The organism is Streptomyces sp. NBC_00663 (assembly GCF_036226885.1).
Taxonomy (GTDB): Bacteria; Actinomycetota; Actinomycetes; order Streptomycetales; family Streptomycetaceae; genus Streptomyces.
Genome location: NZ_CP109027.1, coordinates 6,159,655 through 6,181,128, shown reverse-complemented (window position 1 = coordinate 6,181,128; position 21,474 = coordinate 6,159,655). Strand labels below are relative to the sequence as shown.

Sequence of the window (21,474 nt, the reverse complement as noted above, 5' to 3'; positions counted from 1 at the left end):
GCCGACGCCAAGATGCCGGCCTGACTCCGAGGAGCCGACGCCAAGATGCCGGCCTGACTCCGAGGAGCCGACGCCAAGATGCCGGCCGAGACTCCGGGGAGCCGACGCCAAGATGCCGGCCGAGACTCCGGGGGCTGCCGTCCCCAGGCCCCCGCTTCGGCCCTGGAGGGGCGTCGTCCTCGAACGCCGGACGGGCCGGAAGTGGGGCCCGGCGCCGAGCCGTGGCCGTCCGCCCCGCATTCGGCGACCGGAGTCAAGACGCCCCCCTCCGCCACCAGGACCGAGGCCCCCATGTTCCTGTCCCTCACCCGTCCCACCCCCTGCCCCGACTGCCGCACCCCCGCCGATTGGGTTGGTGTTCAGGTGCTCGTCGGTGACGCCTTGCGGTGGGACGTGGAAGTCGCCTGCGGCTCCTGTGGGTTCGCGGTCGCCGAGTGCGGTGGGGAGCTGTCGGACGGCGTACGGGAGTCGCTGCTCGCCGAGCACGGAGCCGCCGTACTGCACTTCACGACGCCGCCCCGGCGCCTCGCCGTTCTGCGGGTGTTGCGGGAGTCGGCGGGGGTCGGGATCGCGGAGGCCAAGGAAGCGCTGGAGCGGGTACTCGCCGGGGAGTACTCGGGAACCCCGCCCGAGATGGAGCTGCTCGCACGCCGGTTGCGGGCTGTCGGGGTCGACGTCGTCGTCTCGGCTCAGGCTGCCAGGCGTTGTTCCGGGTAGCGGGTCGTCAGCCACACGCCGAGGCCCGGGGTCAGGGGGACGTGGTGGGGGTGGCGGAAGCCCAGGGGGCGGAGTTGGTCGGTGTGGCGGGCGGAGAGGGTGAGGGCGACCGCCGTGGCGGTCTCCGCGTCCACCTCCGTCAGGCCGGGCGCCAGCAGGTCGGTGACCAGGGTGGGGTCCCAGGCCTCCGTGTCGCCCGGCGCGCAGACGGTGACCACGGTCCAGTGCGGCTCGGCGGGGCCGGCCCGCTTCAGGGCCGCCGGGAGGATCGGGTGCTGGGGCGGGCGGACGGTGAGTTCGCGGGCGAGGAGGGTGCCGAGGCGGGCGTGGGGCGGCTCCGTACCCGTGTCCGGCGGCATCCAGACCGCGGCCGCGAGCAGTCCGCCGTCCGTGCCTTCCGCCACCCACACCTGCCCCTCCTCCAGGGCGTGATGGGCCAGCAGCAGCCGCATGGCACGCTGCGCCTGGTCCCAGTCGGCGGCCAGGCACTCCGCCGGCCGGAGCGCGGGCGCGGACGGTGGGGCGATCAGGCGGACCACCGCCGGTACGTCGACCAGGCCCGCCTGGCGGACGACGGCGGTTCGGGGGCGCAGCTGAAGGATCGTCATGGTGGGGTTCTGCCTTTCACACGTTCACAGTGACCGGGCGGTGCCGGTCAGTTCGACGGTCGCGGGGCGGCGGAGGGCCGGGCGAGGGGCGGCTACCACGACCCTCGGCGGCTGGCTCGGTGTGGCCGGTGCGGTGGGGGTGATCGGCGCGTCCTGGGTGCGGCTCAGCAGGGTCACCCCGTAGACCGCCGCCGTTCCGGCGGCGAGCGCGAGCAGCGTGCCCGTGCTGCCGTACCGGAAGCCCTCTCCCAGCAGCGTGATGCCGATGGCGGACGCGGTGAGGGGGTTGACGAGGGTGAGGAGGGCGAGCGGGCCGCCGAGGCCGCTGCGGTAGGCCTGCTGGGAGAGCAGCAGTCCGCCGACGGCGAAGCCCACCGTCAGGAGCGCGACCAGTGCCGTGTCCCAGGAGAGCGTCGGCCCCACGGCCAGCTTCTGCGACAGCGTGGAGCCGACGCCGGAGGCGATACCGGAGGCCGCGGCGAACGCGAGGCCGGTCCCGGCCAGGCGGGTGAGCGCCGCCACGAGGCCGGCCGCGGCCGGCGCGACGACCAGGACCTCGGTCGTACCGAGCGTCTCGTGCGGCCCGCGGCCCGTCGCCGTGACCAGGAGCAGAGTGCCGAGGCCTACGAGGGTGTAGGCGACGCCTCGCCACTGGGTGCCGGAGGTGCGGCGGCCGGTGGCCAGCGAGCCGAGCGGCACCGCCAGCACCAGGCTGAGCGCGCCGAGCGGCTGGACCAGGGTCAGCGGGCCGTACCGCAGGGCGACCACGTGGAGCAGCGCGCCGCCCGCGTTGAGGGCCACGGATCCCCACCAGGCGCCCCGGGCCAGCGCACCGCGCATGCCGGGGGTGGCGGCGGCCGTCCGTTCCTGGACGACGGCGGCCGTGGCGTAGCAGACCGCGGAGACGAGGGAGAGAGCCACTGCCAGCAGCACCGGGGACGCCGTCATCCGGCCCACCTCCCTGTCACCCACACATCAATACGAAACGGTTTCGTACAGATAGGCTACGGAGGCTCTTAGCGAAACGCAAGCGTTTCTTTCAGTGGGATGCCCTCACCGGGATGCCCTCACCGCCACGAACCCGAACAGTTCCGGCACCTCCTCGCGCCCCGCCTCGACCGTGCGCTCCAGTCGCAGACCGGCCGCGAGCGCGGCGTTGAGCAGGTCCGCCAGCGGTATGTGCCAGGCGCCGACCCGGGCCCGTACGCCCGCGGGGTTCCAGCCGCCACCCTTGCGGGAACGGTCGGCGTACCCCGCCCCCAGGACCAGCCGCCCCGGCTCGCCGTGGTCCGCGAACGCGCCGACAAAGCAGGGATGGACACCCAGGTGCACGAACCGTCCGCCGGGGGCGAGGACCCGGGCGATCTCCCCGACCACGGCGGCGTAGTCGGGAACGTCCGTGCTGGCCAGCACGCACACCGCGGCCGGCACGGAGGCGTCGGCCAGCGGGAGCGCCGTCGCGTCGGCGACCGCCACGGGCAGCCGGGCGGCGGCATGCCGGAGCTGGCCGCGCGAGAGGTCGACACCGACCGGGGTCCAGCCCAGCTCCGCCGTCACGGCGGCGTGGGCGCCGGTGCCGCAGCAGACGTCCAGACAGACGCCGGCGCCGGGGCCGAGAAGCTCACCGAGCGTGCCGTGCACCCGGTGGATGTAGTCGCCGCCCGCGTCGGGCGACATGTAGTCGTTGTACCAGTCCGCGTGGGCGTCGTACGCCGCAGTCGTCGTCATACCTACGAACCTGGGAACACCGCCTCCCCCACAAACCCCGGTTCGCTCACGGCACACGCACGGAGAGGCGGCATCTGGACGGGAGGTCGTGGCGGCCGTACCGTATCTCTGACTGAGTCAACTATCCGTGCCCGCCACCCGGAGGTCGACCGCCATGACCGTCCAGGACATCCGTGCCTTCAACCGCTTCTACACGAACGTCATCGGCGCCCTCGACTACAGCCGGCACCTCTACGCACCGTTCACCCTCACCGAGTCCCGTGTGCTGTACGAACTCGCGCACTCGCCGCGCACGGACGCGGCCGATCTGCGGGGAGAGCTCTCGCTGGACGCCGGCTATCTGAGCCGGATCCTCAACAAGTTCGAGGACGACGGCCTGATCGAGCGGTCGGCCTCGCACCGCGACCCGCGGCGGCGGCGCGTCACGCTCACCACCCGTGGCCGGGAGACCGCCGCGCTGCTCGCCGAGCGGGCGGACGAATCGGTCGGCGCGCTGCTCGCCACCGTGCCCGCCGCCGAACGGCCGCGGCTCGCGGAGGCCCTGCGGACCGTGCGCACGCTGCTGTCCGAAGGGCGGCCGCCCCGCCGGGAAGACGTGCTGCTGCGCGAGCCCGGACCCGGTGACCTGGGCTGGATCGTGCAGCGCAACGCCGCGCTGTACACCGCGGAGTACGGGTGGAACGCGGACTACGAAGGGCTGGTGGCCCGGATCGTCGCCGACTTCGCGGAGGATCACGACCCGCACCTGGAGCGGGTGTGGATCGCCGACCTGGACGGGCGGCCGGTGGGCTGCGTGATGTGCGTACGCGACGAGGCCCCCGGCACGGCGCGGCTGCGGCTGCTGCTCGTCGAGCCGGACGCCCGCGGCCTCGGCATCGGGGACCGGCTGGTCACGGCCGTCGTCGACTTCGCCCGCGAGGTCGGCTACCGGGACCTCGTGCTGTGGACCAACGACATCCTCAGCTCCGCCCGCCACCTCTACCAGCGCCACGGCTTCGTGCTGCTCGCCGAGAAACCGCACCGCTCCTTCGGCAAGGATCTGGTCGGCCAGGACTGGCGACTGGACCTCCACGGCACGCAGGAGTGACGCGTAGAGTCCGGAACCATGAAACTCGCGTTCTCCACCCTCGGTGTCCCCGGTCTCCCCGTCCCCGAGGTGCTGCGGCTGGCCACCGCGCACGGGTATCACGGGGTCGAGCTGCGCGCGCATCCCGAGGAGGCGGTGCATCCCGGCATCGACGCCGGCCAACGGGCCGACGTCGTGAGCGAGTTCAAGGCCGCCGGGGTGCAGATCCTGGGGCTGGCCGGATACGCGCGGGTCGCCGCCCCCGGCGCCGACGAGCCCGTGATCGACGAGATGCGCACCCTCCTCGACCTCGCCCGCGACCTCGGCGCCCCCTACGTCCGTGTCTTCCCCGGCGCGAGCCCGGAGCAGTCCCGCGCGGAGGCCGACGCCACCGCCGCCCGGCGGCTCGGCACGGCCGCGGAGTACGCCGCCGACGTCGACGTACGGATTCTGCTGGAGACACACGACTCGCACCGCACCGGCGCCGACGCGATCCGCATCCTCGGCCTGGTCGGCCACCGCAACGTCGGCTCGCTCTGGGACGTCATGCACACCTGGCTCGGCGGCGAACAGCCCGGCGAGACCTACGCGGCGCTCTCCCCTTACCTCGGATACGTCCAGGTAAAGGACATCGCCTCGGCCGAGGACACCACCCCGCTGCGGCTCGGCGCCGGCGTCCTGCCGCTCGCCGAGTGCGTCGAGATCCTCTCCCGGCACGGCTGGGACGGCTGGCTGTGCTGGGAGTACGAGAAGCGGTGGTACGAGGGGGCCGCGCCGCTTCCGGGGCTGCTCGGCCGGGGGCGCGAGCATCTGGCCCGCCTCATGAACGACAGCGCCTGAGTAATTCGCTGGCCGGGGCAGCGGCGGCCGGATAACGTCCCGGGGTGCATCAGCCCACCTCGCCCCCGCTCTCATGAGCCTGTCCGACGCGCTGCTCGACGTACGGCCGCTGCGCACCTCCCCCACCTTCCGGCGGCTGCTGTTCGGGCGCACGGTGTCCACGCTCGGCAGCTTCATGACCATGGTCACCGTCATGTACCAGGTCTGGGACATGACCCACAGCGCGTTCTGGAGCGGCGCGGTCGGTATCGCGCAGGCGGTGCCGATGGTCGCCGTCAGCCTGTTCGCGGGCGCCTGGGCCGACCGCGTCGACCGCCGCCGGCTGTACCTCACGGGCACCGTCGGCTCCGCGGTGTGCTCGCTGCTGCTGGCCGTGCAGGGCCTCGCCGGGCACGCGCCGGTGGCCGTGGTCCTCGTCCTGGTGGCGCTCCAGACGTCCTTCAGCGCGCTCGGTGCCCCGGCCGCGGGGGTGTTCGTACCGCGGCTGCTGCCCAAGGACCAGGTGGCCGCCGGTCTCGCCCTCCAGCAGGCCACCGGCCAGGCGATGATGCTGGTCGGTCCGGCCGTCGCCGGTGTCGTACTGGGCTGGTGGGGCATCGGCGTCTGCTACCTCCTGGACGCCCTGAGCTTCGCGATGTCCTTCTACGGCGCCTACGGCCTGCCCGCGCTGCCGCCCGAGGGCGACAAGTCCCGCCCCGGTGTCCACGGGGTCCTGGACGGACTCGGCTTCCTGGTCGGCCACCGCGTGGTGCGCGGCGCCCTGCTCACGGATCTCGCGGCCTGTGTGCTCGCGATGCCCACCTCGCTGTTCCCCCTGGTCAACGAGGAACGCTTCGGTGGCGACCCCCGCACCCTCGGCCTGTTCCTGTCCGCGCTGGCCGTCGGCGGAGTCACCGCGACCGCCTTCTCCGGCCCGGTGACCCGGCTGGCCCGCCCCGGCCCGGTGATGCTGTGCGCGTCCGCCGGCTGGGGTGCGGGCCTCTTCCTCTTCGGCCTGACGACCAGCGCCTGGGTGGGCCTCGTTCTGCTCGCCCTGGCCGGAGCGGCGGACGCCCTCGCCGTCCTCTCCCGTACGACCATCGTCCAGACCCTCACCCCCGACGCCCTGCTCGGCCGTGTCACGGCGGCCGAGACGATCGTCGGCCAGGCGGGTCCCCACCTGGGCAACCTGCGGGGCGGCCTGGTCGCGGGCTGGACCTCGGGCGCGACCGCGCTGATCGCCGGAGGGCTGATGTGCGTGGCGGCGGTGACCGCGGTCGGCGTCAGCACGCCTGAACTGCGCGGCACCGGCGCCCCGGACGCCGACGACGATCCCCGAGCTGCCGCGTCCGCCGCGCCTACCGGACCGTGAACCCGGCCTCCGGATCCAGGCACCAGTCCAGTACGGCCGGCCAGGAACCGTAACCGGCGTCCAGGTCCAAGTGGGCGGCGCCGGGGAGGAGTTGGGTGGGAATGCCCAGAGGGTCGCCGTAGGCGGCCCGGGCGCCGCCCGGGCAGTACGGGTCGTCGTCGCCCGCCACCAGCAGCGTCGGACCCGGCAGCGTGAAGTCCAGGGGCGGGGCGACGAATTCGGCGACCTCGGGCAGGCCCGCGAGGACCGGGCGAGCCGGCGGGGCCACCAGCAGCACCCGCTCCACGTCCCCCACCCCGGCCGTCCCCCGCGCCACCGCGTGCAGCCACAGCAGGACGGAGGCGCTGTGCGCGACCACGACGTCCGGCCCCTCCGACAGATACCGGGTCAGCTCGGTCAGCCACACCTCCAGCGAGGGGTCGTCGGGGTCGGGCAGCTGCGGGTAGGTCACCTGGTGGCCGAGGCCGGTGAGGCGGTCGGCGAGGTGATGCTGCCAGTGGTCCGCGGGACGGTGGTTCTGCCAGCCGTGGAGGATGAGGTAGGCGGTCATGGCACCGATCGTTTCCGATCCCCTCCCCTTCGGTCCAGTTAATCTTTCTCGATGGAACCGGTAAGCGAGACCTTCACCGTCGACCTGCGCCGCCTGACCGTCCTGCGTGAACTCCAGCGCCGGGGCAGCCTCGCCCGTACCGCCGAAGCTCTCCATCTCACCCCGTCCGCGGTCTCCCAGCAGATCGCCGCACTGGCCCGGGAGGTGGGCGCGCCGCTCACCGAACGGGACGGCCGGGGCGTACGGCTCTCCGGCCAGGCCCGGGTCCTGCTGGCGCACGCCGACCTGATCGCCGCCCAACTGGAGCGTGCTCGCGCCGACTTGGCGGCGTACGGGGAGGGCGGGCGCGGCTCGGTGACGGTCGGCTGCTTCTCCAGCGGCATCCTGGGCCTTCTTCCGGCGGCTCTGCGGGCGCTGGGCGCGCGGTTGCCGGACGTACGCGTCGACGTCGTCGAGGCCGAGCCGCCGGACCTGTTCACCGCACTGGACGGCGGCCAGGTGGACATCGCGGTGGCCGTGGACTTCGCGGCGGGTCCCCCGCACACGGACCGCCGTTACAGCCGGGTCGACCTGCTCACCGACGTCATGGACCTGGTGGTGCCGTCCGGGCACCGGCTGGCGGAGCGCTCCGGCCGGGTGCCGCTGCGGGAGCTGGCCACCGACCCCTGGATCGTGGGCCATCCGCGCAGTTGTGTGGGGGCGGTGGCGCGTTCGGTGTGCGCGGCGGCCGGTTTCACCCCCGACATCCGGCACCCGGTCAACGACTGGGCGGCGGTGGCGGCGCTCGTCGAGGCGGGGGCGGGGGTGGCGCTGATCCCGCGCCTGGTACGGCCGTTGTACGACGGCCGCCGCCTGGCGGTGGTGCCGACCGAGGGCGAGCCGCCGTCCCGCAACGTCTTCGCGGCCGTACGGACGGGCTCGGAGGACGATCCGGTGCTGGCCGCCGTGCGCGAGGAACTGCGGTGCGCGGCCGACGAGTTGGCCGGGATCAGCCCGCCCGGCGTGCCACGGCCCGCCCCACCCGCGCCGCCAGCCGCGGCCGGACCTCCGGCCATTCCTCCGCCGTGACGGAGAAGATCGCCGAGTCGCGCAGCCGTCCGTCCTCCCCCGGCGCCCAGGAGCGCGACCAGTTGCGCAGGACGCCCTCGAAGCGGGCCCCGACGCTCTCGATCGCCGCACGGGAACGCTTGTTGCGGGCGTCCGTCTTCAGATCCACGCGGGAGACGTCCCACTCCTCGAAGGCGTGCCGGAAGAGGAGGTACTTGGACTCGGCGTTCACGCCCGTGCCCTGCGCGGAGCGGGCCAGCCAGCTGAAGCCGATCTCGATGGCGTCGAGGCGGTCCGGCGAGAGCCAACTGCGCGGCTCCCAGTAGGAGGTGGTGCCGACCACGCGTCCGGTCGCCGTCGAGATCTGCGCGTACGGTGCGAGCTTGCCGTCCGCCGCCCGGCCGAGCTGGGCGTCGATGTACCCCGGGACCTCGTCGGCCCTCGGCACCCAGGTGAACGCGTAGGTGTCCCGGTCCTCCTCGGCCGCCTCCGCGAGACCGGCCGCGTGCCGGTGCCCCAGCGGCTCCAGGCGCACCAGCTCGCCCTCCAGAAGCGGCCCCTCCAGCTTGAAACTCACTGCCCGATGTCCCTTCGCAGTGCGGCGAACGCCTCGTGGAAACCGGGGAAAGTCTTCCGGACGCATCCGGGATCGTCGAACGAAATACCGGGCAGCCGCAGGCCGGTGACGGCGAAGGACATGACGATGCGATGGTCGGCGTACGACGTGATCTCCGTGCTCGACGGCATCCCGAATCCGGGCTGGATCTCGATCCGGTCCGGGCCCACCGTCACCTCCGCGCCCAGCCGCCGCAGGTTCTGCGCGCAGGCCTCCAGGCGGTCGCACTCCTTCACCCGTGTGTTGGCCACGTCCTCGATCCGGACCGGGCCGTCGGCGAACGGCGCGATGGCCGCGAGCGTCGGCATGGTGTCCGAGATGTCCCGCATGTTGACGGTCAGGCCATGGAGTCGGCCGGTGCCGCGGACCGTCGTGCCCCCGGGCGTGACCGACACGTCGGCGCCCATGCGCCGCAATACGTCCACGAAGCCCAGGTCCCCCTGAAGCGCGCCCGTCCCCAGGCCGGGGACGGTGACCTCGGCGCCCGGCGTGATCGCCGCCGCGGCGAAGAAGTAGCTGGACGTGGAGGCGTCGGGCTCGATGGCGTACGTCGTCGCCCGGTAGCCGCCCGGCGGGACCACGAAGACGTTCCCCTCCCTGCCGACCTCCACCCCGAACGCCCGCATCATCGCGATCGTGATCTCCACGTACGGGACCGAGACCAGGTCCGTCACCCGGATCCGCAGGCCCTTCCGCGTCAGCGGGCCCAGCAGGAGCAGCGCGGTCAGGTACTGGGACGACTGGCCCGCGTCCAGCACCACCTCGCCGCCCTCGACACCGGACGCCCGCACGGTGAGCGGATGGTGGCCCTCGGCCTCCTCGTGCCGCAGGTCCACGCCCAGGTCGCGCAGGGCGCGGGAGAGCGGCAGGAGGGGGCGGCGGCGCATCTGCTCGGAGGCGTCGAACCGGTAGGTGCCGTGGCCCGCGGCGGCCAGCGTCGGCAGGAAGCGGGCGGTCGTGGCGCCGTCCCGGCAGTAGACGTCGGCCTCCGCCATCGCGGGGCCCTCGGGGCGGCCGTCCACCTGCCAGCTGTCCGGGGTGCGGCCGACGCGGTAGCCGAGCCGGGTCAGCCCCTCGGCGAAGCCCTCCGTGTCGTCGGAGCGGAGCGGTCGCGTGAGCGTCGTGACGCCGTCGGCCGCCGCCGCCAGGAACAGGGCGCGGGCGGTGATGGACTTGGAACCGGGAATGTCGACCGTGGGCATGCCCTCATGATCCGACGCCGGTCGTCCGCGGCGCCACGACGTCCACCGGATGGACCTCTGGACGGCGCCGCACGTTCACCGACGCCAGCGCCACCCCTCCCACCAGCAGCGCCGCCGCGCACCAGCGCAGGCCGCTCACGCCCTCGTCCAGGAACAGGGCCGCCGAGGACATTCCGAAGACCGGGACCAGCAGAGAGAAGGGGGCGACCGTGGAGGCCGGGTGGCGGCGCAGCAGCCAGCCCCAGGCGCCGAAACCGAAGACGGTGGTGACCCAGGCGACGTAGACGACCGTGCCGGCGCCCTGCCAGTCGAGGGCGCGGAGCGCGTCGTAGTCCCGGGTCGGGCCCTCTGTCAGGAGGGACAGGGCGAGGAGGGGGAGGACCGGGACCGTGCTCACCCACACCATGAAGTTGAGCGCGTCCGGGGGTGCCGCCTTGCGGGTGAGGACGTTGGAGGCGCCCCAGCACGCCGCCGCCGCGACGCACAGGGCGAAGGCGCCGAGGGGGCCCGAGGTGCCCTCGTCGAGGGCGGCGACGCCGATTCCGGCCAGGGCCACCGCCATGCCCGACGCCCTGATGCCCGAGGGGCGTTCACCCAGTACCGCGAACGCGATCACCGCCGTGAACACCGCCTGGATCTGGAGCACCAGGGAGGACAGCCCGGCCGGCATCCCGGCGTCCATCGCGACGAACAGCAGGCCGAACTTCGCGACCCCCAGTACCAGGCCCACCGCCACGATCCACTTCCACGCCACCTTCGGCCGGCCCACGAAGAACACCGCGGGCAGGGCCGCCGCCAGGAAGCGCAGGGCGGAGAAGAGGAGGGGCGGGAAGTGGTCGAGGCCGATCTCGATGACGGTGAAGTTCACGCCCCAGACGGCGGCGACGAGGACGGCGAGGGCGAGGTGTGCGGGACGCATGCGTCGAGGATCACCCGCATCGACCATGTAGCACCAGCGATGATTGCTGCATGGTTGGATGAAGCACGGCTAATGAATCCCCTCCGAAAGGGAGCCCGGGATGCTCGATCTCCAGCGCCTCCGCGCCCTGCACGCCGTCTCCGTGCACGGCACCGTCGGCGCGGCCGCCGCCGCCCTCGGCTACACGCCCTCCGCCGTGTCCCAGCAGATCGCCAAGCTGGAGCGGGAGACCAGGACCGTGCTCCTTGAACGGGAGGGGCGCGGGGTCCGGCTCACCGCGGAGGCGCGGCAACTCGTCGACACCGCCGAGCAGTTGCTGGCGATCGTCGAGCGGGCCGAGACCGGGATCGAGCAGCGCCGCCACACCCCCGCGGGACGGCTGACGGTGGCCGCGTTCGCGTCGGCGGCCCGCGGGCTGCTGCCGGGCGTGCTGGCCGACCTCGCCCACCGGCATCCCGCCCTCGACGTCCGGCTCTCAGAGATCGACCCGCATCTGTCGGTCGGGCTGGTCGCGCGGGGCGCGCTGGACCTGGCCGTCGTGCACGACTGGGACATCTCGCCGCTGCCGGTGCCGCCCGGCGTGGAGCAGGCGGTGATCGGCGAGGACCGGTGCACGCTGCTCGTGCCGGAAGGGCACTCCTTCGCCGAGCGGAAGCGGGTGCGGCGCGAGGACCTCGGCGGGGAGCGGTGGGTGTGCCAGCCGCCGGGCCGGGTCTGCCACGACTGGCTGGTGCGCACCCTGCGGGGCGCCGGGCACGAGCCGGAGATCATCCACCAGGCCGACGAGAACCCCACCCTCGTCGCGCTCGTCGCCGCCGGGCTCGGCATCTGCCTCATCCCCCGCCTCGGCCGCGGCCCCCTGCCGGCCGGGGTCGTCGAGGTGGAGCTCGACCCGACGCCGGTACGGCGGCTGTACGCCCTGTGGCGCACGGGCGCGGCGGGCCGCCCGTCGATCACGGAGACCGTACGCACCCTGCAAAGCCACTGGACCACAACGGCGTCCCACCCGCCCCGCTGAACCCCGCCTCCCCAACTTCCGGGATTCGGGCCCGACCCGGGAACCCCGCCCCACCCCCGCTCGTCCAACCCGCGAGCTGTCGGAGAGTCACCGTGGTGCGGTGTCGGCCTCGCTGCTGGCTGCGAACGCTGACCTACCCTCTCCGCCGTACCGCGGCCGGCAGCCTGCCGTCATCGGCGCGCCCCCCTCCAACAGCGCCGATGACGGCCCTCATTGCCGGGCCCCGAGCCCATCGCGGGTTACTGTGCACTCCCTTGACTGGCAGAAACTTCCCGGATATTGGTGACTCCTCGGAAGTTTCCTTCAGCGGATCACCTCCGGAAGGAGCGCACGTGCCCTCCAGACGTACCGTCCTGGCCGCCACCGCGGGAGTCGCCGCCACCCTCGCCATGGCCGGCCCCGCCCACGCGGACGACAAGAAGCTCCGCTCCCTCATCTCCCGTATGACACTGCCGGAGAAGGTCGGCCAGCTCTTCGTGATGCGGGTCTACGGCCACTCCGCCACCGCCCCCGACCAGGCCGACATCGACGCCAACCTCAAGGAGATCGGCGTCCGCACGGCCGCCGAGCTGATCGCCAAGTACCGTGTGGGCGGCGTCATTTACTTCACCTGGGCGCACAACACCCGCGACCCGCACCAGATCGCCGACCTCTCCAACGGCATCCAGAAGGCGTCCCTCACCCAGCCGCGCGGTCTGCCCGTCCTCATCTCCACCGACCAGGAGCACGGCATCGTCTGCCGGGTCGGCGAGCCCGCCACGCTCTTCCCGGGCGCGATGGCGATCGGCGCGGGCGGCTCACGGAAGGACGCCCGGTCCCTCGGCCGTATCGCGGGACGGGAGCTGAGGGCTCTCGGCATCCGGCAGAACTACTCCCCCGTCGCCGACGTCAACGTCAACCCCGCCAACCCGGTCATCGGCGTCCGCTCCTTCGGCGCCGACCCGCACGCCGTGGCCGGGCTCGTCGCCGCCGAGGTCGCCGGGTACCAGCACTCCCGGCAGGTCGCCGCCACCGCCAAGCACTTCCCCGGACACGGCGACACCGCCGTCGACAGCCACTACGGCTTCCCGGTCATCACCCACACCCGCGAGCAGTGGGAGCGGCTGGACGCACCGTCGTTCCGGGCCGCGATCGCCGCCGGCATCGACTCGATCATGACCGCGCACCTCATGGTCCCGGCCCTCGACGACTCCGGCGACCCCGCCACCCTGTCCCGCCCGATCCTCAACGGGATCCTGCGCGAGGAGCTGGGCTACGACGGCGTGATCGTCACCGACTCCCTCGGCATGGAGGGCGTACGCACGAAATACGGCGACGACCGCGTCCCCGTGCTCGCGCTGAAGGCCGGGGTGGACCAGCTCCTCAACCCGCCGAACCTCGACGTCGCCTGGAACGCCGTGCTCAAGGCCGTCCAGGGCGGGGAGCTGACCGAGGCGCGGCTCGACGAGTCGATCCTGCGGGTGCTGCGACTGAAGGCGAAGCTGGGGCTGTTCAAGGAGCCGTACGTCAGCCAGGCGGGTGTCACCCGTACCGTGGGCGTCCCGGCGCATCTCGCCGAGGCCGACCGGATCGCCGAGCGGACGACGACCCTGCTGGTCAACAAGGGCGGCCTGCTGCCGCTGTCGCCCCGCAGGCTCCTGGTGTGCGGCGCCGATCCGGCCTCACCGTCCGGCACCACCGGGCCGCCCACCGGGGTCCTCGCGACCGCGTTCACCGAGCTCGGCTTCACCGCCACGGCCCTGTCGACGGGTACGGCACCCTCCGCCGCCACCCTCGCCAAGGCGGTCGCGGCGGCGCAGGACGCGGACGCGGTCGTCGTGGGGACGTACAACCTGAGCGCCGCGCAGAAGACGCTGGTCGAGCAGTTGCTGGCGACCGGGAAGCCGGTGGTCGCGATCGCGATCCGCAATCCGTACGACGTGGCCCAACTGCCCGGCGTCCCGGCCTATGTGGCGTCGTACTCCTGGACCGACGTCGAACTGCGGGCCGCCGCGCGGGTGATCGCGGGCGCGGTGGCGCCGCGCGGGAAGCTGCCGGTGCCGGTGCAGAAGGCGGACGATCCGGCGCAGGTGCTCTATCCGATCGGGTACGGACTCTCGTATCCGGCGTAGTGCGCGTACGCCACGCCCCCGGCGCACGCCCGCCAAAGGGCGCAAAGCACCCCGCACGTCTGGCGTGTGCCCGCCACGGCGGGTCACGCTGGTCCGGGGTGTCCGGGGGGATGCGATGCGCGAGAGACGGTCGGTGGGGGCGGTGTGCGCAGTGCTGGCTGCGCTGCTCGCGGCCCTGCTCACCGGGTGCCAGAGCACGCCGGACAACGGCACCGAGAGCGACGGCCGCATCAGCGACGAGGTGACGCCGACCCGGCCTTCGGGGTACGGGACGGTGTTCCTCGGCGTCGACGAGTGCAGCTCCTTCGGCACCACCAGCTTCACCGAGGTGCCCTGCACCGGTGAACGGGCGGCGGCGCGGGTCGTGGCGCGCTTCGACGGCACGACCGAGGACGGTCCGCTGTGCCCGGGGACCACCGACTTCGTGCTGCACATCAGCGAACAGGCCCGGTCCGCCGACGAGGACGGTGACGGCGAGGTCCCGCAGGGCTACGCCTGTATGCGCAACCTCACCGCCCCGCACCCCGGCGACCCGGGCGGCGGGGGCGGACCGCGGACCATCGTCGGGGACTGCGTCTACAGCTCCGGCGACGGCCAGGTCCGCGAGACCGCCTGTGACGGGAAGGGCGCGAAGCAGCCGGAGTTCAAGGTGACCAAGGCCGTCGGCAAGCGGAGCGGGTGCCCGCTGTCCACGGCTCTTTACGTCCAGCTCGGCGGCCGGGAACCGGTCGGCTGCGCCCGGCCGCTCTAACTTTTCGCGATCTCCCCTGGTGCGCAAGGGAGTTGCTCCGATAGCTTCCGCTCGCACATCTGTCTCACAGGGGAGGGTGCATGCGCAAGGCGCTCAGATGGCTGCTGGCGCTCACAGTGCTCATAGGCACGTTGAGCACGGCAGGGGCGGCCACCGCCGCCGAGCCGGCGACCCCGGCTGCCGGCACCGACATCAAGGACCAGCTTCTTTCCATACCCGGCATGAGCCTGATCGAGGAGAAGCCCTACACCGGTTACCGCTACTTCGTCCTCAACTACACCCAGCCGGTGGACCACCGGCACCCGTCCAAGGGCACGTTCCAGCAGCGGATCACCGTGCTGCACAAGGACGTCAGCCGCCCGACGGTGTTCTACACCGGCGGCTACAACGTCTCGACGACACCGAGCCGCCGTGAACCGACCCAGATCGTCGACGGCAACCAGGTCTCCATGGAGTACCGCTTCTTCACGCCGTCCCGCCCCGACCCGGCCGACTGGAGCAAGCTGGACATCTGGCAGGCGGCCAGCGACCAGCACCGTATCTTCAAGGCGCTGAAGACGGTCTACACCAAGAACTGGATCGCCACCGGCGGTTCGAAGGGCGGCATGACCGCCACCTACTACGAGCGCTTCTACCCCAAGGACATGGACGGCGTGGTGGCCTACGTGGCCCCGAACGACGTCGTCAACGACGAGGACTCGGCCTACGACCGCTTCTTCGCGTCCGTCGGCACCAAGGAGTGCCGCGACCGGCTGAACGCCGTGCAGCGCGAGGCGCTGGTGCGCCGGGAGCCGCTGGAGCGGAAGTACGCCGCCTACGCCGAGTCGGAGGGCTTCACCTTCGACACCATCGGCGGCCTCGACCGGGCGTACGAGGCGGTCGTCCTCGACTACGTGTGGGGCTTCTGGCAGTACAACCTGCTGGCCAACTGCGGTGACGACGAGCTGATCCCGCCGGACGCGAAGACCGCGACCGACGACCAGATCTGGAACTCCATCGACACGGTCTCCGGGTTCTCCTTCTACACCGACCAGGGCCTGACGCCGTACACGCCGTACTACTACCAGGCGGCCACCCAACTCGGCGCCCCCACCATCCACTTCCCGTACATCGAGAAGAAGTACATCCGCTACGGCTACCAGCCGCCGCGCAACTTCGTCCCGCGCGAGATCCCGACGAAGTTCCAGCCGTACGCGATGCGGGACGTCGACACCTGGATCCGTCACAACGCCCGGCACATGCTCTACGTCTACGGCCAGAACGACCCGTGGGGCGGCGAGCGGTTCCGCGTCGACAAGGGCGCGAAGGACTCCTACGTCCTCACCGCCCCCGGCATGAACCACGGCGCGAACGTGGCCGGACTGGTCGCCGACCAGAAGGCCTTCGCGACGGCCCGCATCCTCGACTGGGCCGGCCTGTCGGCCACCACGGTCGCCGAGGCGAAGCCGCTCGCGACGTTCGACAAGAAGCTGGACGTACGGGACGTGGAGCGCGAGCCCACACTGCGTCCGTGACACCGCGGCCGACTCCGGTGCGCGCCGCGCGCCGGAGTCGGCCGGTCAGTACCGCTTCCAGCTGCTGGACTCGTAGGCCCCCCGGCCCACCTGGCCCTTGATCCACACCTTGCGGGTACCGGCGTACGTCTTCACCGGCCCGGCGTGATGCGTGTACTTCCCCTTGTCGACGACGGCCCCGAAGCCGCGCGCCTGGATGCTGACCATCATCGTGCGCTTGGCGCCGCCGCCGCTCTTCGGGAAGGTCATGGCGCAGAGCCAGCCGCCGTCCTTGTAGAGCTTGACGGAGCCGGTGGAGAAGGTGAACGTGCGGATCTTCCGGCCCTCGCAGGAGTCCGCCGAGGCGGCCTGCGCCTGGCCCGGCACCGCGATCGCGAGCAGCCCGGAAGCGGTCAGCGCGGCGAGCACGAGCGCGGCCCGCCGCCGTATCGCACCAGTCCCTCGGTCCACTGTCGTCCCTCCCGTACCCAGCGATGAGCGTACTGGTGTACGGACGCACGACGTATGTCGGATGGTTGCACGACCGTCACGGGATCAGGCCATCACGCGACCACCGGGGCGTCCTCCCCCACGAACGTGCGCCACAACGCGGCGTAGAGGCCGTCGCGGGCGAGTAGCTCGTCATGCGTCCCGTCCTCGGCGACCCGTCCGTGGTCCATGACCACCACCCGGTCCGCCCGTGCCGCCGTGGTCAGACGGTGGGCGACCACGAGGGTGGTGCGGCGGCCCGCGAGGCGGTCGGTGGCCTGGTTGACCTGGGCCTCGGTGGCCAGGTCGAGGGCGGCCGTCGCCTCGTCGAGGAGCAGGATGTCGGGGTCGACGAGTTCCGCGCGGGCCAGCGCGATCAGCTGGCGCTGGCCGGCCGAGAGGTTGCGGCCTCGTTCGGCGACCTCGTGGAGGTAGCCGCCGTCGAGCGTGGCGATCATCTCGTGCGCGCCGACCGCGCGGGCCGCCGCCTCCACCTCGGCGTCGGTGGCCTCGGGGCGGCCGTAGGCGATGGCGTCGCGGACGGTGCCCTGGAAGAGGTACGCCTCCTGCGGGACGACACCGAGCCGGTGCCGGTACGAGGTGAGGTCGAGGGCCCGCAGATCCGTGCCGTCGACCGTGACCCGGCCGCCGGTCGGGTCGTAGAACCGCGCCACCAGCTTCACCACGGTCGACTTTCCGGCGCCGGTCTCGCCGACGAACGCGACGGTCTGCCCGGCGGGGATGCGCAGGTCGATCCCGCCGATGGCCTCCTCGTCGTCTCCGTATGCGAAGTGGACGCCCTCGAAGGCGACTTCGCCCCGCAGGGACAGCACCTCCAGCGGCTCCTTCGCCGCCTTCGTCGAGGTCGGCTCCTGGAGCAGTTCCTGGATGCGGCCGAGGGAGACGGTGGCCTGCTGGTAGCCGTCGAAGACCTGGGAGAGCTGCTGCACGGGCGCGAAGAACAGGTCGATGTAGAGCAGATACGCCACCAGCGCACCGGTGGTGAGGGTCGCTTCGTCGATCCGCCCGGCGCCCGCGATGAGGACGGCCGCGGCGGCGACCGACGACAGCAGCTGCACGAACGGGAAGTAGACCGAGATCAGCCACTGCCCCCGGATACGGGCCTGCCGGTAGCTGTCGCTGCGCTCCGCGAACCGCGCCCCGCCGTCCCGCTCGCGCCGGAAGGCCTGCACGATCCTGAGCCCGGCGACGGACTCCTGAAGGTCGGCGTTGACCACCGACACGCGCTCACGGGCGAGTTCGTACGCCTTCACGCTCGCCCGGCGGAAGAAGTACGTGGCGACGATCAGCGGCGGCAGCGTCACGAAGACGACCAGGGCCAGCTGTACGTCGAGCACCAGCAGAGCGACCATGATGCCGAAGAAGGTGACGACGGAGACGAACGCGGTGACCAGCCCGGTCTGGAGGAAGGTCGAGAGCGCGTCGACGTCCGTGGTCATGCGCGTCATGATCCGGCCGGTCAACTCGCGCTCGTAGTAGTCGAGTCCGAGCCGCTGGAGCTGCGCGAAGATCTTGAGCCGCAGCGAGTACAGCACCCGCTCACCGGTCCGCCCGGTCATCCGCGTCTCACCGACCTGCGCCGCCCACTGCACGGCGACGGTGAGCAGCCCGAGCAGCGAGGCCGCCCAGACCGCCCCGACGGCCATCTCGCCGACACCGCTGTCGATGCCGTGCCGGATCAGGATCGGCAGCAGCAGCCCCATGCCGGCGTCCACGGCGACGAGCCCGAGGCTGATGAGCAGCGGGGCACCGAACCCGCCGAGCAGCCTGCGCAGGCCGTACGACTCCTCGGGCGTGACCGCCCGCGCCTCGTCGATGTCCGGGGTGTCGGTCGCCGGGGGCAGCGCCTCCACCTGGGCGAGCAGCTCGGGCGTGGCCGGGGTGCCGGAGAGCGCGGCGTCCTTCCGCTCCCGGTCGCCGGTCCACAGCCGCGGGGTGACTCCGCGCTCGGCGTCGAACTCGGCGTCCAGTTCGTCGCGTACGGAGGTGTCCTCGGCCGGGACGAGGGGCTGGGCGTGGCCGGGTGAGACGCCGCCGAGCTCGTCGGGGTCGGTGAGCAGGCGCCGGTAGAGGGCGGACCGCTTCTCCAGCTCGGCGTGGGTGCCGATGTCGGCGAGCCGGCCCTGGTCGAGGACGGCGATGCGGTCGGCGAGGTTGAGGGTGGAGCGCCGGTGCGCGATGAGCAGCGTCGTCCGGCCCTCCATGACCTGCTTCAGCGCCTCGTGGATCTCGTGCTCGACCCGGGCGTCCACGGCGGAGGTGGCGTCGTCGAGGACAAGGAGGCGGGGGTCGGTGAGGATGGCGCGGGCGAGCGCGACGCGCTGGCGCTGGCCGCCGGACAGGGTGAGGCCGTGTTCGCCGACCTTGGTGTCGTAGCCCTCGGGCAGCTCACTGATGAAACGGTCCGCCTGGGCGGCGCGCGCGGCGGTCTCTATCTGCTCCTGGGTCGCCTCGGGACGGCCGTACGCGATGTTGTTGCGCACGGTGTCCGAGAAGAGGAAGGAGTCCTCGGGGACGAGCCCGATGGCGGCCCGCAGCGAGTCGAGGGTCAGCTCACGGACGTCGTGGCCGCCGACGAGGACGGCGCCGTGGGTGACGTCGTAGAAGCGCGGGAGGAGCAGGGAGACGGTGGACTTGCCGGAGCCGGAGGAGCCGACGACGGCGAGGGTCTCACCGGGCCGGATCTCGAAGGAGAGGCCGTCGAGAACCGGGCGGCCGTCCTCGTAGCCGAAGGACACGTCGTCGAACTCGACGGTGGCCGGGGCGTCGGCGGGCAGCTCCTTGGGCCCGTCCTTCATCGACGGCTCGGTGTCGATCAGCTCCAGGACCCTCTCCGTACCCGCCCGTGCCTGCTGGGCCACGGTGAGGACCATGGCGAGCATGCGCACCGGCCCGACGAGCTGGGCGAGGTAGGTGGAGAAGGCGACGAACGTACCGAGGGTGATGTGCCCGCGCACGGCGAGCCAGCCGCCCAGCGCCAGCATGGCGACCTGCCCGAGCGCCGGTACGGCCTGTAGCGCCGGGGTGTACTTGGAGTTGAACCGGATGGTCCGCAGCCGCCCCGCGAAGAGCCGCCGCCCGACCTCCCGGAGCTTCCCGGTCTCCTGCTCCTCCTGCCCGAACCCCTTGACCACGCGTACGCCGCCCACCGCGCCGTCGACCACACCGGCGACGGCGGCGGCCTGGGCCTGGGCGTACCAGGTGGCCGGGTGCAGCTTGCTGCGGGAACGCTTCGCGATCCAGGCGAGGGCGGGCGCGACCGCGAGGGCGACGAGGGTCAGCGGGATGGACAGCCAGGCCATGACGACCAGCGAGATCAGGAACAGGGCGAAGTTGCCGATGGTCATCGGCAGCATGAAGAGCAGACCCTGGATCAGCTGGAGGTCGCTGGTGGCCCGCCCCACCACCTGCCCGGTCGACAGCTCGTCCTGCCGCCGCCCGTCCAGCCGCGTGATCGTCCCGTACATCTCGGTCCGCAGGTCGTGCTGGACGTCGAGGGCGAGACGGCCGCCGTAGTAGCGGCGGATGTAGGTGAGGACGTAGACGAATACGGCGGAGCCGATGAGAAGTCCCGCCCAAGGGGCCATGTCCCGGCTGTGATCACCGATGACATCGTCGATGATCACCTTCGTGATCAGCGGGACGAGAGCCATGACGGCCATGCCGGCGAGGCTGGACCCCAGGGCCAGGACGACGTCCTTCGGATACCGCCAGGCGTATCCGGCCAGCCGCCGTGCCCATCCCCGCTGTCTCACGTGCCCGTCCTCCACTCTGCTGGTGTGCCGGAAGGGCACAACACGGAGGGGACGGGATTTCATCCCGCCGCAATATTTCGGAGAGCCCGGTCACTGTGCGTGAGCGGTCACTGTGCGTGAGCGACCGAACCCCCCGGCGCCGTGGCACAGGGGGTTCGGTACTGCTGCCTGTCGGCGGCTGTGGACTACCAGATCGCCTCGACCCACTCCGGGTGGTCGATGAACGGGTTGCGGTTGTGCTGGTAGGTGTCGTAGATGACCTGGTTGCGGCGCTCCTCGAAGGCGCTCGGCGGGTCCGCCTCGTTCCAGGCCTTGAGCACGGCGAGCTTGCCCATGTACGGGTTGGAGCCGTTGCCGACCTTCTCGTTCGGCTCCAGGTCGGCGAAGCCGTCGTCACCCTCGTAGCGCACGGCCATGTAGAGGATCATGCGGGCCACGTCGCCCCTGTCCGCGGCGCGCGGCGCGAAGGAGTCGGAGTCGACGGTGCTGCCGCCGCCGTTGGTGACCGCGCTGCCGCCGTTGTCGAAGTCCAGGTTGCCCCGGGTGCTGTTGACCTGGACGTCGCACGCGCGCAGATGGTGCAGGTCGGTGCCCGGACCGGTGACCTCGCCGAAGTCGCCGTGCGACTTGGCCCAGGTGTGCTCGCGGTTCCAGTCGCCGACGTCACCGCCGTTGAGGGACTTGCTGCGCGAGACACCGCTGTACAGCAGCAGCACGTTGCTGGTGTTGTTCGGGTCCTGGTCGGTGACCTTGAGCGCGTCCCACACCGCGGAGTACGAGATCTTCGACTGGCTGCTGATGATCGTGTGCAGGGACGACTTCAGGCTCGTGCCGGTCTTGCCGATCGCGTTCTTGTAGTACGTCGAGTCGTACGCGGTCGTCGTGGCGGCGGCCGGGCTCGCGGTCACCACCGGAGCGGTGAGGCCGGCCATGACTGCGGCGGTGGTCAGAGCCACCGTCTTCCAGCGGCGTATGCGTGTCGCCAGCATAAGCGGGGGTCCCATCTACGCGGGTTGAATGGAGGCGGCAAGCGAGAGAGTGGCATGGACATGCAGCCGTGTAAATGGAATCCGCGTGTCCATTGGGTGACCTGAAACGGCAATTCGGGCGTTGTCTACGCGAGTTGACATGACAAAACGGCCCCCGACCGGATGGTCGGGGGCCGTTGGGCCGGGATCGATGAAACCTACGG

At 72.1% G+C, this 21,474-nt stretch carries 19 protein-coding genes; 9 read left to right on the top strand and 10 right to left on the bottom strand.

Going from position 1 to position 21,474, the window contains the following annotated elements:
• The first annotated feature begins 291 nt into the window (after positions 1-291).
• A complete protein-coding gene (locus tag OG866_RS28275) occupies positions 292-717 on the top strand; it encodes a hypothetical protein (RefSeq protein WP_329338959.1) in 426 nt (141 codons plus the stop codon).
• On the opposite strand, the gene OG866_RS28270 is transcribed toward OG866_RS28275, so the two are convergent.
• The 3 genes from OG866_RS28270 to OG866_RS28260 form a co-directional block, all read right to left on the bottom strand.
• Positions 690-1,325: a hypothetical protein gene (locus OG866_RS28270; protein ID WP_329338958.1), complete on the bottom strand. Its 636-nt coding sequence runs from the start codon at positions 1,323-1,325 to the stop codon at positions 690-692. The genes OG866_RS28275 and OG866_RS28270 overlap by 28 nt on opposite strands.
• 24 nt (positions 1,326-1,349) lie before the next feature.
• Complete coding sequence (locus OG866_RS28265; protein WP_329338956.1) at positions 1,350-2,273, bottom strand: hypothetical protein; 924 nt, start codon at positions 2,271-2,273, stop codon at positions 1,350-1,352.
• A gap of 105 nt (positions 2,274-2,378) precedes the next feature.
• Positions 2,379-3,053, bottom strand: coding sequence for a class I SAM-dependent methyltransferase (locus tag OG866_RS28260; protein WP_329338954.1), 675 nt, complete (start codon positions 3,051-3,053; stop codon positions 2,379-2,381).
• 154 nt (positions 3,054-3,207) lie between these two features.
• Here OG866_RS28260 and OG866_RS28255 point away from each other — a divergent pair, with 154 nt between their 5' ends.
• From OG866_RS28255 to OG866_RS28245, 3 genes are all read left to right on the top strand, one after another.
• Complete coding sequence (locus OG866_RS28255) at positions 3,208-4,140, top strand: bifunctional helix-turn-helix transcriptional regulator/GNAT family N-acetyltransferase (RefSeq protein ID WP_329338952.1); 933 nt, start codon at positions 3,208-3,210, stop codon at positions 4,138-4,140.
• A gap of 18 nt (positions 4,141-4,158) precedes the next feature.
• Positions 4,159-4,959 carry a sugar phosphate isomerase/epimerase family protein gene (locus tag OG866_RS28250; protein ID WP_329338950.1) on the top strand — a complete coding sequence of 267 codons (801 nt, stop codon included), beginning with the start codon at positions 4,159-4,161 and terminating at the stop codon, positions 4,957-4,959.
• Positions 4,960-5,032: 73 nt separating this feature from the next.
• A complete protein-coding gene (locus OG866_RS28245; RefSeq protein WP_329338948.1) occupies positions 5,033-6,310 on the top strand; it encodes an MFS transporter in 1,278 nt (425 codons plus the stop codon).
• Here OG866_RS28245 and OG866_RS28240 read toward each other — a convergent pair.
• Entirely contained in the window at positions 6,297-6,860 is a 564-nt protein-coding gene (locus tag OG866_RS28240; protein ID WP_329338946.1) for an RBBP9/YdeN family alpha/beta hydrolase, read from the bottom strand. The two genes, OG866_RS28245 and OG866_RS28240, sit on opposite strands and share 14 nt — an antisense overlap.
• Before the next feature lie 51 nt (positions 6,861-6,911).
• On the opposite strand from OG866_RS28240, the gene OG866_RS28235 reads away from it, so the two are divergent.
• The gene (locus OG866_RS28235) at positions 6,912-7,928 is read left to right on the top strand and encodes a LysR family transcriptional regulator (RefSeq protein WP_329338945.1); all 1,017 of its coding nucleotides are present in this window, start codon (positions 6,912-6,914) and stop codon (positions 7,926-7,928) included.
• Here the strand turns inward: OG866_RS28235 and OG866_RS28230 are convergent.
• The 3 genes from OG866_RS28230 to OG866_RS28220 are packed head-to-tail and all read right to left on the bottom strand — an operon-like array spanning position 7,849 to position 10,644.
• On the bottom strand, positions 7,849-8,484 hold the full coding sequence (locus tag OG866_RS28230) for a GNAT family N-acetyltransferase (RefSeq protein ID WP_329338943.1): 636 nt from the start codon (positions 8,482-8,484) through the stop codon (positions 7,849-7,851). The genes OG866_RS28235 and OG866_RS28230 overlap by 80 nt on opposite strands.
• Positions 8,481-9,725 (bottom strand): 3-phosphoshikimate 1-carboxyvinyltransferase, encoded by a 1,245-nt coding sequence (gene aroA, locus OG866_RS28225; protein ID WP_329338941.1) that lies wholly within the window; start codon positions 9,723-9,725, stop codon positions 8,481-8,483. Before aroA ends, OG866_RS28230 begins: the two co-directional genes overlap by 4 nt.
• A gap of 4 nt (positions 9,726-9,729) precedes the next feature.
• Positions 9,730-10,644 (bottom strand): EamA family transporter, encoded by a 915-nt coding sequence (locus tag OG866_RS28220; protein ID WP_329338940.1) that lies wholly within the window; start codon positions 10,642-10,644, stop codon positions 9,730-9,732.
• Positions 10,645-10,744: 100 nt separating this feature from the next.
• On the opposite strand from OG866_RS28220, the gene OG866_RS28215 reads away from it, so the two are divergent.
• From OG866_RS28215 to OG866_RS28200, 4 genes are all read left to right on the top strand, one after another.
• Positions 10,745-11,662 carry a LysR family transcriptional regulator gene (locus tag OG866_RS28215; RefSeq protein ID WP_329338938.1) on the top strand — a complete coding sequence of 306 codons (918 nt, stop codon included), beginning with the start codon at positions 10,745-10,747 and terminating at the stop codon, positions 11,660-11,662.
• 332 nt (positions 11,663-11,994) lie between these two features.
• Complete coding sequence (locus OG866_RS28210; protein ID WP_329338936.1) at positions 11,995-13,773, top strand: glycoside hydrolase family 3 protein; 1,779 nt, start codon at positions 11,995-11,997, stop codon at positions 13,771-13,773.
• Between the two features lie 115 nt (positions 13,774-13,888).
• Positions 13,889-14,524 (top strand): hypothetical protein, encoded by a 636-nt coding sequence (locus tag OG866_RS28205; protein WP_329338934.1) that lies wholly within the window; start codon positions 13,889-13,891, stop codon positions 14,522-14,524.
• A gap of 80 nt (positions 14,525-14,604) precedes the next feature.
• Positions 14,605-16,038, top strand: coding sequence for a S28 family serine protease (locus tag OG866_RS28200; RefSeq protein WP_329338932.1), 1,434 nt, complete (start codon positions 14,605-14,607; stop codon positions 16,036-16,038).
• Positions 16,039-16,083: 45 nt separating this feature from the next.
• Here the strand turns inward: OG866_RS28200 and OG866_RS28195 are convergent, their stop codons facing one another.
• The 3 genes from OG866_RS28195 to OG866_RS28185 form a co-directional block, all read right to left on the bottom strand.
• The gene (locus OG866_RS28195; RefSeq protein ID WP_329338931.1) at positions 16,084-16,488 is read right to left on the bottom strand and encodes a hypothetical protein; all 405 of its coding nucleotides are present in this window, start codon (positions 16,486-16,488) and stop codon (positions 16,084-16,086) included.
• 92 nt (positions 16,489-16,580) lie between these two features.
• Positions 16,581-20,282, bottom strand: coding sequence for an ABC transporter ATP-binding protein (locus OG866_RS28190; protein WP_443063574.1), 3,702 nt, complete (start codon positions 20,280-20,282; stop codon positions 16,581-16,583).
• Positions 20,283-20,467: 185 nt separating this feature from the next.
• Positions 20,468-21,271, bottom strand: a complete 804-nt coding sequence (locus OG866_RS28185) for an endonuclease I family protein (protein ID WP_329344336.1) — start codon at positions 21,269-21,271, stop codon at positions 20,468-20,470.
• Positions 21,272-21,474: the final 203 nt, after the last annotated feature.

Excerpts from the sequence above, each read along its gene's own strand:
- OG866_RS28275 (WP_329338959.1), top strand. The coding sequence starts at position 292 with ATGTTCCTGTCCCTCACCCGTCCCACCCCCTGCCCCGACTGCCGCACC.
- OG866_RS28270 (WP_329338958.1), bottom strand. The coding sequence starts at position 1,325 with ATGACGATCCTTCAGCTGCGCCCCCGAACCGCCGTCGTCCGCCAGGCG.
- OG866_RS28265 (WP_329338956.1), bottom strand. The coding sequence starts at position 2,273 with ATGACGGCGTCCCCGGTGCTGCTGGCAGTGGCTCTCTCCCTCGTCTCC.
- OG866_RS28260 (WP_329338954.1), bottom strand. The coding sequence starts at position 3,053 with ATGACGACGACTGCGGCGTACGACGCCCACGCGGACTGGTACAACGAC.
- OG866_RS28255 (WP_329338952.1), top strand. The coding sequence starts at position 3,208 with ATGACCGTCCAGGACATCCGTGCCTTCAACCGCTTCTACACGAACGTC.
- OG866_RS28250 (WP_329338950.1), top strand. The coding sequence starts at position 4,159 with ATGAAACTCGCGTTCTCCACCCTCGGTGTCCCCGGTCTCCCCGTCCCC.
- OG866_RS28245 (WP_329338948.1), top strand. The coding sequence starts at position 5,033 with ATGAGCCTGTCCGACGCGCTGCTCGACGTACGGCCGCTGCGCACCTCC.
- OG866_RS28240 (WP_329338946.1), bottom strand. The coding sequence starts at position 6,860 with ATGACCGCCTACCTCATCCTCCACGGCTGGCAGAACCACCGTCCCGCG.
- OG866_RS28235 (WP_329338945.1), top strand. The coding sequence starts at position 6,912 with ATGGAACCGGTAAGCGAGACCTTCACCGTCGACCTGCGCCGCCTGACC.
- aroA (WP_329338941.1), bottom strand. The coding sequence starts at position 9,725 with ATGCCCACGGTCGACATTCCCGGTTCCAAGTCCATCACCGCCCGCGCC.
- OG866_RS28220 (WP_329338940.1), bottom strand. The coding sequence starts at position 10,644 with ATGCGTCCCGCACACCTCGCCCTCGCCGTCCTCGTCGCCGCCGTCTGG.
- OG866_RS28215 (WP_329338938.1), top strand. The coding sequence starts at position 10,745 with ATGCTCGATCTCCAGCGCCTCCGCGCCCTGCACGCCGTCTCCGTGCAC.
- OG866_RS28205 (WP_329338934.1), top strand. The coding sequence starts at position 13,889 with ATGCGCGAGAGACGGTCGGTGGGGGCGGTGTGCGCAGTGCTGGCTGCG.
- OG866_RS28200 (WP_329338932.1), top strand. The coding sequence starts at position 14,605 with ATGCGCAAGGCGCTCAGATGGCTGCTGGCGCTCACAGTGCTCATAGGC.
- OG866_RS28185 (WP_329344336.1), bottom strand. The coding sequence starts at position 21,271 with ATGCTGGCGACACGCATACGCCGCTGGAAGACGGTGGCTCTGACCACC.